This window comes from Flavobacteriales bacterium TMED191, from assembly GCA_002171975.2.
Taxonomy (GTDB): domain Bacteria; phylum Bacteroidota; class Bacteroidia; order Flavobacteriales; family TMED113.
In genome coordinates, this window is the sequence record NHIO02000012.1 from 1 (window position 1) to 13,005 (window position 13,005).

Genomic DNA, 13,005 nt, shown 5'->3' on the forward strand with positions numbered 1-13,005 from the left:
ATAAAATTAAAATTACTGGAAGGTTATATAGTTTTATAAATGCTTTCGGCGAGGAGATGGATGTAGATAACGCAAACCAGGCAATTAAATTTGCATGTCTTAAAACTAAAGCTTCTGTTAATGAATTTATTGCTGCGCCATATTTTTTCACCAACAAAACAGGATGCCATGAATGGATAATTGAGTTCAAAAAAGCACCAGAAAGCATAAAAAATTTTAGATATTACTTAGATAAAAAAATTCAAGAAATCAATTCTGATTACGAAGCAAAAAGATATAAAAATATATTAATTAAAGAACCAATTTTGCATGAGGTGAAAAATAATTTCTTTTATAACTTATTTAAAAAAGAAAATAAAATCGGTGGACAAAATAAAATCAAAAGATTATATAATGACCGGAATTTTATAGAATTTTTATTGAAAAAATTATAGATTTTATTATATATTCATAAAAAAATACAATACAATGCACATTGGAATCGCAGGAAATATAGGAGTCGGAAAAAGCACATTATGTAAGATGCTTGCTAAACATTATAAATGGTCTCCACTATTTGAGGCCGTTGACAACAACCCTTACTTGGATAACTTTTATGAAGATATGCAGCGTTGGTCATTTAACTTACAGGTTTTCTTTTTAAATAGTAGATTTAGACAAGTTCAGGATATCATTAAATCTAAAAAAACAATTATTCAAGACAGAACCATATATGAAGATGCATACATATTTGCTCCTAATTTACAAGCCATGGGCTTAATGACACAAAGAGACTATGATAACTATTTAGACTTGTTCAAACTTATGGAGTCATTTGTATCAGCTCCAGATTTATTAATTTATTTACGGTCTGATGTACCCTCTTTGGTAAATAGAATACAAAAAAGAGGAAGAGATTATGAAGAGGGAATTAGAATTGACTATTTAAAAAGATTGAACGAAAGATATGAAGCATTTTTCTCAAATTATAAACATAATCATCTAGTTATTCAAGCAACCGACATAGATTTTCAAAACAATAAGTCTGATCTTGGTGTGATAATAGAAAAAATAGATTCTAATTTAAGCGGTCTATTTAAGAAATAAATTGTTTATCAAACTGCATTTCTATATATACAGCACCTTATTTACTTCATCTATAATTTGTCTTTTACTAGGTAAAAATTCATCTACTAATACAGGAGAATATGCCATAGGTGTATCAGCTGAACATATTCTAGAAATTGGAGCATCTAAATAATCAAATGCATTTTTCTGTATACTGTAACTTATCTCAGTAGAAATTGAACCTAATGGCCAACTCTCTTCTACAATAATTAATCGATTAGTCTTTTTAACAGATTTAATTATTAAATCATAGTCTATAGGCCTTAAACTTCGCAAATCAATTATTTCCAAAGAAATATCACTTTGACTTAATTCAGAACTTGCATCATAAACTTTTTTTAACATTTTGCCATATGAAACAATTGTTACATCCGAACCTTCTTGAACAATTTTTGCTTTACCAATAGGAATAAGATACTCCTCTTCGGGAACATGACCTTTATCACCATACATTTGCTCTGACTCCATGAATATGACAGGGTTATTATCTCTGATAGCGCTCTTTAACAAACCTTTAGCATCATAAGGGTTAGACGGAACTACTACTTTTAAACCAGGACAATTTGCATACCAACTATCAAAGGATTGAGAGTGTGTAGCAGCCAATTGACCTGCTGAACCAGTAGGGCCGCGAAATACAATTGGAATATTAAACTGTCCTCCAGACATCTGCATCATTTTTGCTGCATTATTAATAATCTGATCAATTGCCACTAAAGAAAAATTAAATGTCATAAATTCAACAATTGGCCTTAATCCATTCATTGCAGCACCAACGCTAATACCTGAAAAACCACCCTCAGAAATAGGTGTATCAATGATGCGTTTTGCACCGAATTCATCTAATAAACCCTTAGATGCCTTATAAGCTCCGTTATACTCCGCTACCTCCTCACCCATTAAAAAAATGTTAGGATCTAATCGCATTTCCTCGCTCATTGCCTCAGCAATCGATTCTCTAAATTGAATTTCTCTCATTATATCAATAAATATTTCTACAAATTTATTTATTTTTTTTATCTAATGTGCATAAAAATAAATATCTAGATAAGATAGTGTAACATATTATGTCTTTTTTAATTATTTTAGTGAAAATAAAACCCTTATTAATATGAATATTTTAGTATGCATAAGTAGTGTGCCGGATACTACCTCACCAATTACTTTCTCAAATGAGAATAAACAGTTTAATCAAGAAGGCATAACATTTATTATTAATCCTTATGACGAATTTTGCTTAACAAAAGCAGTTTTTATAAAAGAAAAAATAGGTGCAACAATAACAGCCATTAACGTGGGAAATAACAAAAATGATGCAATACTAAGAAAAGCCCTAGCTATTGGTGCAGACAAAGCTGTACGTATTAATCAAGAATCAATGAGTAGTAAAATAGTTGCTGATTGTATTGCCAATTTCTGTTCACAAGAATCATTTGATTTAATATTCTGCGGAACTGAATCAATTGATTATAATGGTGGACAAGTTCCCGGATTTGTAGCTAGCAAATTAAATATTCCTTTTATAAATGGATGCATAGGTCTAGAAATTGAAGGAAGTTTGATAAAAATAAAAAGAATAATAGATAATGGCCACGAAATAAGTACAAGTCAATTACCAACATTAATTGCTGGACAAAAAGGCCTTGTAGAAGAAAAAGAACTCAGAATACCATCAATGAGAGGTATAATGACCGCCCGAACAAAACCATTAGAAGTTATTGAATCCTCTTTAAAAAATGAATTTGCAATCAATGTTTTAGAATACGAGAAACCTTTAGCAAGGTCTGAATGTAAAATTATTAATGAAGATAATGTTGGCAATTTAGTAGAGTTATTACATTCTGAAGCAAAAGTTATATAAAAATTAATAATTAACTTAATAAATTAAAATGAGCGTATTCACATTAATAGAAAACTGGAATGGTGAGTTCAAAAAAACATCTTTTGAAACTTTAAGCTATGGGAAAAATATAGCAAATCAAAAAAATCAAAAACTAGTTGCACTAACATTGGGTGCAAATAATGCCAATCTAATGACGGAATATGGTGCTGATAAAATTATCAATATCACCAATACTTCATTTGAAAATTGCACTAATAAATTACTTTCCGAAATTTGTTCTAAGTTTATTCAAGAAAATGATGTTAATACATCAATTATTTCAAATACCAATATGGGGAAATCCATATCACCTTTACTCGCAAACGAGACCAACCATGGATTAATAACAAACGCTATTTCATTACCCGAAAGCCAGAATCCTCTCATCGTTCAATGTAAAGGGTTTTCTGGAAAAGCACACGTTAAATACCAATCGAATTACAATCTTAATATTATTACAATAATTCCCAACTCAATTGGAGAGATAAAGAAAATAACAGGAGATGGAGAATTGTTAAATATAGAATTTAATATTGAAGATATTTCTCAAGGAATTCAAATTTTAAGTCGTGAAAAAACATCTGAAAAGATTTCATTGTCTGATGCGAATATTGTTATTTCTGCAGGAAGAGGTTTAAAAGGTCCCGAAAACTGGACTATGATAGAAGAATTGGCAGAACTTCTTGGAGCAGGAACTGCATGTTCTAAACCTGTTTCAGATATGGGATGGAGACCACATTCTGAACATGTTGGACAAACAGGTATTGCTATTAATCCCGACTTATATATTGCTATTGGGATTTCTGGAGCAATTCAACATCTAGCAGGTGTAAATAGTTCAAAACATATTGTAGTAATTAATACTGATTCTGAAGCACCTTTTTTTAAAGCAGCAAATTATGGTATAGTTGGGGATGCATTTGAAGTAGTTCCAAAACTTATTAACGAGCTTAAAAAATATAAAGGCTAAAAAATGGAATTAATTAAATTGAATATAGTTGGTTTATCATATAGTCAATTTAAATCTGGTGCATATGCTCTTTTTTTAGAAGAAGATAACGGCCTTAAAAAGCTATCAATTGTCATTGGACAATGTGAAGCTCAAGCAATTGCAATTGGGCTGGATAAAAATATTTCTTCGCCACGGCCATTGACCCACGATCTTTTTCTAAGTATTGCAGAAAAAAATAATTTAATTCTAGACAAAATCATAATCCATAAATTAGAAAAAGGGATTTTTTACTCATCAGTTTTATTTATTAATAAACAGACTAATCATAGTTTTTCAATTGACTCAAGAACTTCTGATGCAATTGCAATTGCTATAAGGTTTAATTCCGGAATTTACACCTATAAAGAAATTTTAGATAAATCTCAAAATTACTTAAAAGAAGATTATGTAGAAGAAAAAAAAACAGCCCATAAATCTGAAAAAAAGAAAAAAACTAAAATAGTTCAAGATTCATTAAATGAACTAGAAAAAAAACTTAATCATGCCCTACAGTCAGAAAATTATGAATTAGCAGCTAAAATTAGAGACCAAATAAAAAAAATGAAATAATGACATATACAGAAACAATTATAAGAGGATTAATAGGTATTTTAGGATTATTATTTTTTTGTTATTTATGCTCATCTAACAAAAAATCAATCAATTGGTCTATAGTAATTAAAGGATTGCTAATTCAATTAGTATTTGCAATATGCATATTACACGTAAATATTGTTGAAAAATTATTCCAAACTATTAGCAACACCTTTCTATCAATTCTTGATTTTACAAAAGAGGGTTCAATATTTTTATTTGGTGAAACATTAGTCAATGATCCATCTTTTGGAGCAATATTTGCTTTTCAAATTTTACCAACAATTGTGTTTTTTTCCGCATTAACTAGTGTATTATTCTACTTAGGGATACTTCAAAAGATTGTCTACTTTTTTGCAATTATCATGAAAAAAAGCATGAAACTTTCTGGGTCTGAAAGTTTAGCAGCAGCAGGAAATATTTTCTTGGGTCAAACTGAATCTCCTCTATTGATAAAACCCTATATTTCAAAAATGACACAATCCGAACTATTATGCTTAATGGGAGGAGGAATGGCAACAATTGCTGGGGGCGTATTCATTGCCTTCACAGCAATGTTGGGAGAAGAATTTGCTCCACACCTTTTAGCAGCATCTGTAATGTCGGCACCAGCTGCAATTGTTGCTTGTAAAATTATTTTACCCGAAACAAAAAAAGTTAACGAAAATATGACACTCACTAAAGGGGATGCGTTAGGGTCTAATGTATTTGATTCTATTGCATTAGGCACAATCCAGGGAGTTAAACTAGCTGTGAATGTTGGAGCGATGATATTAGTTTTTGTTGCATTCATCGCACTAATTAATGAAGTACTTAATTTAGTCGGCCAACTTACTGGACTTAATGACAATCTTTCAAATAGTACAAGTATTTATAAAAACTTATCCATGGAAATGATTTTTGGCTATCTATTTGCACCAATTGCATGGCTAATAGGAATCCCTTTCGAAGACATTTTATTAGCAGGACAGTTACTAGGAGAAAAAACTGTGGCAAATGAATTTATCGCATATGAATCGCTAGGAGAAATGATAAAACAAAATACTATATCCCAAAAAACATCAATAATGGCAACCTATTTTTTATGTGGTTTTGCTAACTTTTTATCAATCGGCATACAAATTGGAGGTATAGGAGCAATAGCACCCGAAAGGCGAACCGATTTATCAAGACTAGGTATAAAAGCACTTATAGCAGGTACCGTAGCCTCATTACTAACAGCAATAATTGTAGGAATATTAATATGAAAGAATATCATAAACTTATGCACCATGTTTTGGAACATGGAGTAGAAAAAAAAGATCGAACAGGAACAGGCACTTTGAGCGTATTTGGATATCAAAGTAGATATAATTTAGAAAAATCCTTTCCACTTGTAACTACAAAAAAAATTCATTTAAAGTCTATTATTCATGAATTACTTTGGTTTTTAAGTGGTTCAACTAATATAAAATATCTAAAAGAAAACAATGTTAAAATATGGGATGACTGGGCTGATAAAAATGGAGATTTAGGCCCTGTTTATGGTTATCAATGGAGATCATGGATAAATAGAGATGGGGAAACTATTGATCAAATATCAGAACTCATAAATAATATAAAAAATAACCCCAATTCTAGAAGATTAATTGTTAGCGCATGGAATGTTGGAGAAATAAGCAAGATGGCACTTCCACCTTGCCATTCATTGTTTCAGTTTTTTGTTTCAAATAAAAAATTATCATGCCAATTATACCAAAGAAGTGCAGATATTTTTTTAGGAGTACCTTTTAATATTGCATCATATGCATTATTAACAATGATGATCGCTAAAATATGTAATCTTCAAGTAGGTGAATTTATTCACACTCTCGGTGACGCACATTTATATTTGAATCATCTTGAACAAGCCAAATTACAATTATCAAGAGAACCTAAAGAACTTCCAATAATGAAAATTAATGATAGACAAAGTATTTTTGATTTCGAATTTGAGGATTTTGAATTAGTTAATTATCTCCATCATCCTCACATTAAAGCTCCAATTGCTGTCTAAAAAAAGTATTTTGAAAATAAAATTAATCGTTGCAACATCAGAAAATAATGTTATTGGAATCCAAAATGATCTTCCCTGGCATTTACCCGATGATATGAGTTATTTTAAAGAAAAGACGCAAGATAGCGTAGTTATAATGGGTAGAAAAAACTTCCTATCTATTCCTGAGAAATATAGACCACTGGCTGGAAGAACAAATATTATTTTAACAAAGAAGAAAGATTTTCATGCCAGTGACTGTATAGTTACAAATAGTCTTGAAAGTGCAATAATATTGGCAAAGGAAGAAAAAAGAAAAAATATTTTTATTATAGGAGGAGGACTTGTCTACAAATATGCCCTTGATAATAACCTTATAGATGTAATTTATTTAACACGGATACATGCAATAATAAAAGGTGATACATTTTTTCCTAAATTAAATATGGCTAGATGGGAAGTAACAAAAGAAAAACAACACAAGATTGACAAAAAACATAAGTTTGAATTTACATTTTACACTCTAAAAAAATTAACTAGCTGATTTCAAGCTATTTAACTCTAAATCCTTCAGTTGTTCTTTTGCATATTTTAAATCAATTTTTAAAACTCTTTTTTTTGCATCATTTTTAGGTAGACTATAAAGAGCATCTAAAAATAACTTTTCACAAATTGATCTTAAACCTCTAGCACCTAAACCAAAATCATATGCATAACCAACAATCATATCAAACACTTTGGGATGGATTGACAATTCAATATTATCCATTTCAAATAATTTCTCATATTGCTTAATTACAGCATTCTTAGGTTCCAATAAGATTTTACGCAATAGGAATCTATCTAATGGAAGCAAATAAGTTAGTACTGGTAATCTGCCAATCAATTCAGGAATCAAACCATACTTCTTGATGTCTTTTGGCATAACATATGAGAAACTTCTAGAATGATTTTCTTTTTTTATGTTCTTTTTTTTGCGAGAGAAACCTAAAGAATGCTGGCTAGTTCTACTTTCAATAATCTTATCCATTCCTGAAAAAGCACCACCGCAAATAAATAAAATATTTTTAGTATTTACTTTAATATATTTTTGATCTGGATGTTTTCGGCCTCCTTGGGGTGGAACATTAACAATAGAGCCCTCCATTAATTTTAATAATGCTTGTTGAACTCCTTCACCTGAAACATCTCTAGTAATCGAGGGATTATCATTTTTTCTAGCAATCTTATCAATTTCATCAATAAAAACAATACCTCTTTCTGCATCAGTCACATCATAATTTGCGACTTGAAGCAACCTAGTTAATAATGATTCAACATCCTCTCCCACATATCCAGCCTCAGTCATGGAGGTTGCATCTACAATACAAAATGGCACATTTAACATTTTAGCAATAGTACGTGCAAAGAGTGTTTTACCTGTTCCAGTGTCTCCTAAAATTAAAATATTAGATTTATCTAATTCAAGATCATCAATATTTGATAATACTCTTTTATAGTGGTTATAAACAGCAACAGACAAAACTTTTTTTGCATAAGACTGACCAATAATATATTGATCTAAATACTTATTGATTTCCAAAGGCTTAAAAAGCTTAAAATCTTGTTTAATTTTCTCATTATAATTAAGTGTCTTTTCTTCTTCAATAATTCTATTTGCCTTGGATACACATACGTCACATATATTACCTGAATTACCAGTAATTAAAATATTTACATCTGCTTTTTTTTTGTTACAAAAGGCACATGTTTCAACGATTTGCTTTGCCATATAATTATTTTTTCGAATCTGGTAAAAGAATTTCATCAATCATACCATATTCTAGAGCTTCCTTAGAAGTCATCCAAAAATCTCGATCTCCATCTTTGGTTACTTGTGAATAAGTTTTATTTGAATGATGTGCAATAATCTCATATAATTCTTTTTTTAATTTATCAATCTCTTGAGCTACAATTTGAATATCCGATGCTTGACCCTGAGTACCACCTAGAGGTTGATGTATCATTACTCTGGAGTGTTTTAGGGCTGACCTCTTACCTTTCTCACCAGCACACAATAATACTGCCCCCATAGATGCTGCCATACCTGTACAAATTGTAGAAACACTGGAAGATATAAACTGTATAGTATCATAAATACCTAAACCTGCATACACTTGACCTCCAGGTGTATTTAAATAAATTTCAATGTCTTCTTTTGGTCCACTTGATTCTAAAAAAAGTAATTGAGCTTGAATAATATTTGCTACAGTATCATTAATAGGCACACCCAAGAAAATAATTCTATCCTGCATTAATCTAGAAAAAACATCCATAGTGACTTGACGTCTATTTTCTGTTATTTCCTCTGTAATTGTTGGATTAATATAATTCTGATATGCAGAAGTATAATTATGTATAGTAGTACTACTGATGCCCGCATGTTTGGTAGCATATTTTTTAAATTCTTTTGAACTATCCATTTTAAGATTTTTGATTATTAGCTAATTTAACAAATTCATTTAAAGAAATACTTTTTTTCACAAGTTTCATATTATCCTTAAAATGCTTAACTAACTCTATTATTATTACCTCATTCATCATTCTTTCAGCCTCTTTTTTATTTTTTAAAACATTTTCTACTATGCCATCAATTTCTTTATTGCCCATTTGAATACTTCCATAACTCTTCATCTGTTGTATAACATATGCTTTAGTAAAGTCTTTTAATTTTTCATTAGTAACTTTAATGTTATGTTTTGTGCAAATAGAATTTTCAATTAATTGCCATGATAAATATTTTAAATAATTTTTATATTCCTCATTAAATTCTTTTTCAGTAAATTTCTTCTTAACATTATTCTTTAACCATTTTTTTAAAAATTTATCCGGGAAATCAAGCTGGATTTTTTTTATAAAATAAGTGGAACAATCATTAAAAAACTTCCTGTCTGATTCTTGTATGTACTTAGATTCTAAATCTTCTTTTATAATTTTCTGAAATTCTTTTACAGTCTTAATAGACTTGGATGGATATGCCTTTTTAAATAAGTCATCATTTAACTCAGCAGATACAAGACGACTAATATCGTTAATCGTACATGAAAAATATTTAGCCACATTAGAAACCTCTTCCTTAGAAATCTTTAACATAGAGGCAATATCCACATTATTTGAAAATGCTTTATTCAACTCAAATACTATAGAATTTGATTTTACTAAATTTAAAAATTTTGACCTCAATTTTTTATCTTCAATTTTATCAATCAAGATTGAGGTCTCAATATTTATACCATTAACAACTGTTTGCTTCTTATCATCTAATTCAACAAGTAAAACCTTAAGCATATCACCATCATTTATGGAGTCAAATGACTTAACACTTCCAAATCTTTTTTGTAAAGATAATTGATGATCATCAATTTCTTTTTTCTCTGGTTTAATAGTAAAATAATCAATTTTTGTATTTTCAACTTTGGATAAATCAACTTCTGGTTGTAGACCAATCTCAAATTCAAAATCATATTCAGAATTATTAATAAAATCCACCTTATTCTCAATTGGCAAGGGATTACCTAATATGGATATGTCTTTTTCGGTAATATATTTTTGTATTCCATTAGATAAGATTTTATTTATCTCCTCAACACGTATGGCCAACTCATATTTCTTTTTTACAAGACCCATTGGCACTTTACCAATTCTAAAACCAGGCATATTCATTTTTTTTTGATAATCTACTAAAGATTTGTTTACAGTAGACTTATAGTCATCCGCACTAATTTTAGCACTTAACATTAAAGTATTAGTATCTGTTTTTTTTTGAGTAATCTTCATATTTCTTATAATTAAGCTAGCAAATATAGTGAAATCGTTGAGGATTTATTTTCTATTTAGTTGATTATCTTAATAATACTTTAGATTCTTTATTTAAATTTTTTGTTACAAAATCTTTAGATTATTTAATAGTGATATATTTTTCAAATTTATTATATTAGAATGGCTATTCTATATAAAATATTATCTTTGTGATGTGTAATAATTTTTTTTTCTATTCTAAAATCATAATGACATGAGGTTGTTTATTTTATTTTTAATTTCTACTCCATTCTTAGCTCAAGAAATTATCTGGACAAACAATACACCAATTATAAGGACATTTTCGTCAGCACGATCTATCGATATCAATAATGACGGAGTTGAAGATATTATTCGTGGTGGTGGTGTAGAGGGATATCCCACACCATACGGAATTAGCGCAATTAATGGACTAGATGGAAATACAATATGGAACACTGAAACAAGAAATGAAATGTTTTCAAGCCCACAATTTTATGACTTCAATGATGATAATATTGATGATGTGATTATTGGTGGTAGAGATGCTGAATTAAGATTAATTAATGGCTCAAATGGTGAAACTATATGGGAATTTTGGGCTGATGAAAATTTAAACCCCAATGATTATGGATGGTATAATTTTTACACTTCTCAAATTATTGACGATCAAAATTCCGACAATTATCCAGACATACTAGTTAGCAATGGCGGAGATCATTCATTAGATATGTCAGTATTAGATAGACCACCTGGACATATTATGATAATTGACGGATTAACCGGATTAAGTATTAAAACTGCTGTTGTTCCTGATTCTAATGAGACATATATGTCACCACTATTAGTAGATTTAAATAACGATGGAAATATGACACTTATTTTTGGAACAGGCGGAGAAGGAATTGCTGGCAATTTATGGGCATGTGATTTAGATGAATTACTTAATGAAGATCTCACAAGTGCTGTCCCACTATTATCAAATTCTGAACTGGGACATATTGCACCTCCATCAATCGGAGACGTGAACGGAGATGGTATCTTAGATATAATTACACAATGTTTTGATGGACAAGTAAGTGCTATTGATGGAAACAATCTTGAAATACTATGGCAATATAAGTTAGAAAATACAGAATCATCTGCATCTCCAATTCTTGGTAAATTCTCAATAGAAGATAATAATCTAGATGTTTTTGCAACTATATTTTCAGGTGGGCAATCCACATACAGTGACTACTATCAAGTTTTAATTGATGGTGAAACTGGCAATGTTTTATGGAATGACAGCTTAGGTTTAGTTAATTTTTGCACCCCTATTGCATTTGACTCCAACGTTGATGGAAAAGATGAAGTTCTGATTTCTGTTATTAATAATAATGGTATATACTTTGAAAATGAACTCATTTTAATCGATTTCACGAACCAATCTACGTCCCAATTTTTTGGCCCCATGCCCGGTGGAAATATTGCTTCAACTCCATTAATTACAGATTTAGAAAATGACGGTATGTTGGACATAGTATTTTCATTACAGGCAGATAGTAGTCAAATTTTTGGGCCCGGACCATTTGATATTGGTGTAAATACATATCGATTATCAACTGAAATTACATTACCTGAATCTGAAATTGCATGGGGAAGCTACATGGGTACAAATTATGATGGGATTTATAATGATGGCTGCCAAGGTGACTTAGGCTTATTTGCATTTCCAAGCGACATATGTCCCGGAGAAGACAATGGATTAATTAACTTACTTGTTACTGGTGGAACACCTCCATATACATATCAATGGTCTAATGGATCTACTACTGAGGATATAGAGAATATAGGTCCAGGTCAATATTCAGTAACCGTCACAGATGCTAATGGCGCATGTGATGTGATTAGCAGAGAAGTAAATGAATATAATATCGTTTCATTTTTTCAAAGTCCAACATGTGAATACGGCGATGATGGAATGGTATATTTTAACTCATCAGGTTGTGATTGCAATACTAGTTTTTGCCAATTTATATGGGAATTCAATGGTGACACAATTGCTCAAGGAGATGGTACAACTGCAGAGGAAACATACAAATATTTATTTAATATTTCGGCAGGGACATATACAGCAACTATTATTCACCCAGACGGATGCCAGGTCCAGGAAGATATAATTGTACCTGAGCCAAGTATGATAGAAAATTCATTTATAAAAAATGAATGTACAAATAATAATGATGGTTGGATTGACCTGTCAGTCAGCCTTGGTGATAGTCTTATTCAAAGCTATTTGTGGAATAACGGTGAAACTACACAAGATATCTATGATTTAGCTGCTGGATCATACTCAGTCATTATAAGTGATACACTTTGTATAGATACACTTTATTTTGAAGTAGAAAATATTTTAAATCCTGTTATTGAATATCAAGATCCATCTTCAGGACAATTTGTAGAGGCACAAGAAACATATGAAATTGAATTAAATAATGAAAATGCTTGCTTCACAGAAATAATACTCCTAATTAACAGCTTCAATGAGTCTTTTAGTTGGGAGGGTTCTGGTGGAGTAATTGGTGAACTTGATGAATTTGAATTATGTAATGCCGATTG

The 13,005-nt window shown here is 30.2% G+C and carries 13 protein-coding genes; 9 read left to right on the plus strand and 4 right to left on the minus strand.

The genetic code is table 11. The annotated features are described in order from the left end of the window. Both CBD51_000765 and CBD51_000770 read left to right on the plus strand, forming a co-directional pair. Positions 1–434 (plus strand): hypothetical protein (locus CBD51_000765; GenBank protein ID RPG60530.1); only part of this gene is annotated, 434 nt, incomplete at its 5' end. 34 nt (positions 435–468) lie between these two features. Further along, positions 469–1,086: a deoxynucleoside kinase gene (locus tag CBD51_000770; GenBank protein ID RPG60531.1), complete on the plus strand. Its 618-nt coding sequence runs from the start codon at positions 469–471 to the stop codon at positions 1,084–1,086. Positions 1,087–1,107: 21 nt separating this feature from the next. On the opposite strand, the gene CBD51_000775 is transcribed toward CBD51_000770, so the two are convergent. Next, positions 1,108–2,085 (minus strand): pyruvate dehydrogenase complex E1 component subunit beta, encoded by a 978-nt coding sequence (locus tag CBD51_000775; protein ID RPG60532.1) that lies wholly within the window; start codon positions 2,083–2,085, stop codon positions 1,108–1,110. 133 nt (positions 2,086–2,218) lie between these two features. On the opposite strand from CBD51_000775, the gene CBD51_000780 reads away from it, so the two are divergent. From CBD51_000780 to CBD51_000805, 6 genes are read left to right on the plus strand one after another with little or no spacing between them, the layout of a single operon-like run. After that, complete coding sequence (locus tag CBD51_000780; protein RPG60533.1) at positions 2,219–2,968, plus strand: electron transfer flavoprotein beta subunit/FixA family protein; 750 nt, start codon at positions 2,219–2,221, stop codon at positions 2,966–2,968. Positions 2,969–2,996: 28 nt separating this feature from the next. Beyond that, complete coding sequence (locus CBD51_000785; GenBank protein RPG60534.1) at positions 2,997–3,959, plus strand: electron transfer flavoprotein subunit alpha/FixB family protein; 963 nt, start codon at positions 2,997–2,999, stop codon at positions 3,957–3,959. A gap of 3 nt (positions 3,960–3,962) precedes the next feature. Next, entirely contained in the window at positions 3,963–4,550 is a 588-nt protein-coding gene (locus tag CBD51_000790) for a hypothetical protein (protein ID RPG60535.1), read from the plus strand. After that, positions 4,550–5,821, plus strand: a complete 1,272-nt coding sequence (locus tag CBD51_000795) for a Na+ dependent nucleoside transporter (GenBank protein RPG60536.1) — start codon at positions 4,550–4,552, stop codon at positions 5,819–5,821. The genes CBD51_000790 and CBD51_000795 overlap by 1 nt, the downstream gene beginning before the upstream one ends. Beyond that, a complete protein-coding gene (locus CBD51_000800; protein RPG60537.1) occupies positions 5,818–6,609 on the plus strand; it encodes a thymidylate synthase in 792 nt (263 codons plus the stop codon). Before CBD51_000795 ends, CBD51_000800 begins: the two co-directional genes overlap by 4 nt. Continuing rightward, the gene (locus CBD51_000805) at positions 6,566–7,132 is read left to right on the plus strand and encodes a dihydrofolate reductase (protein RPG60538.1); all 567 of its coding nucleotides are present in this window, start codon (positions 6,566–6,568) and stop codon (positions 7,130–7,132) included. The genes CBD51_000800 and CBD51_000805 overlap by 44 nt, the downstream gene beginning before the upstream one ends. Here the strand turns inward: CBD51_000805 and clpX are convergent. The 3 genes from clpX to CBD51_000820 are packed head-to-tail and all read right to left on the minus strand — an operon-like array spanning position 7,121 to position 10,404. Continuing rightward, positions 7,121–8,359 carry an ATP-dependent Clp protease ATP-binding subunit ClpX gene (gene clpX, locus CBD51_000810; protein ID RPG60539.1) on the minus strand — a complete coding sequence of 413 codons (1,239 nt, stop codon included), beginning with the start codon at positions 8,357–8,359 and terminating at the stop codon, positions 7,121–7,123. The two genes, CBD51_000805 and clpX, sit on opposite strands and share 12 nt — an antisense overlap. Before the next feature lie 4 nt (positions 8,360–8,363). Then, positions 8,364–9,050 (minus strand): ATP-dependent Clp protease proteolytic subunit, encoded by a 687-nt coding sequence (locus CBD51_000815; protein ID RPG60540.1) that lies wholly within the window; start codon positions 9,048–9,050, stop codon positions 8,364–8,366. A 1-nt stretch (position 9,051) separates the two neighbouring features. Further along, a complete protein-coding gene (locus tag CBD51_000820; protein RPG60541.1) occupies positions 9,052–10,404 on the minus strand; it encodes a hypothetical protein in 1,353 nt (450 codons plus the stop codon). A 235-nt stretch (positions 10,405–10,639) separates the two neighbouring features. Here CBD51_000820 and CBD51_000825 point away from each other — a divergent pair. Then, positions 10,640–13,005: hypothetical protein (locus tag CBD51_000825; GenBank protein RPG60542.1), on the plus strand; the 2,366-nt coding region annotated here is incomplete at its 3' end.

Bases quoted from the DNA above. Each gene is read 5' to 3' on its own strand.
- CBD51_000770 (RPG60531.1), top strand. From the start codon at position 469: ATGCACATTGGAATCGCAGGAAATATAGGAGTCGGAAAAAGCACATTA.
- CBD51_000775 (RPG60532.1), bottom strand. From the start codon at position 2,085: ATGAGAGAAATTCAATTTAGAGAATCGATTGCTGAGGCAATGAGCGAG.
- CBD51_000780 (RPG60533.1), top strand. From the start codon at position 2,219: ATGAATATTTTAGTATGCATAAGTAGTGTGCCGGATACTACCTCACCA.
- CBD51_000785 (RPG60534.1), top strand. From the start codon at position 2,997: ATGAGCGTATTCACATTAATAGAAAACTGGAATGGTGAGTTCAAAAAA.
- CBD51_000790 (RPG60535.1), top strand. From the start codon at position 3,963: ATGGAATTAATTAAATTGAATATAGTTGGTTTATCATATAGTCAATTT.
- CBD51_000795 (RPG60536.1), top strand. From the start codon at position 4,550: ATGACATATACAGAAACAATTATAAGAGGATTAATAGGTATTTTAGGA.
- CBD51_000800 (RPG60537.1), top strand. From the start codon at position 5,818: ATGAAAGAATATCATAAACTTATGCACCATGTTTTGGAACATGGAGTA.
- clpX (RPG60539.1), bottom strand. From the start codon at position 8,359: ATGGCAAAGCAAATCGTTGAAACATGTGCCTTTTGTAACAAAAAAAAA.
- CBD51_000815 (RPG60540.1), bottom strand. From the start codon at position 9,050: ATGGATAGTTCAAAAGAATTTAAAAAATATGCTACCAAACATGCGGGC.
- CBD51_000820 (RPG60541.1), bottom strand. From the start codon at position 10,404: ATGAAGATTACTCAAAAAAAAACAGATACTAATACTTTAATGTTAAGT.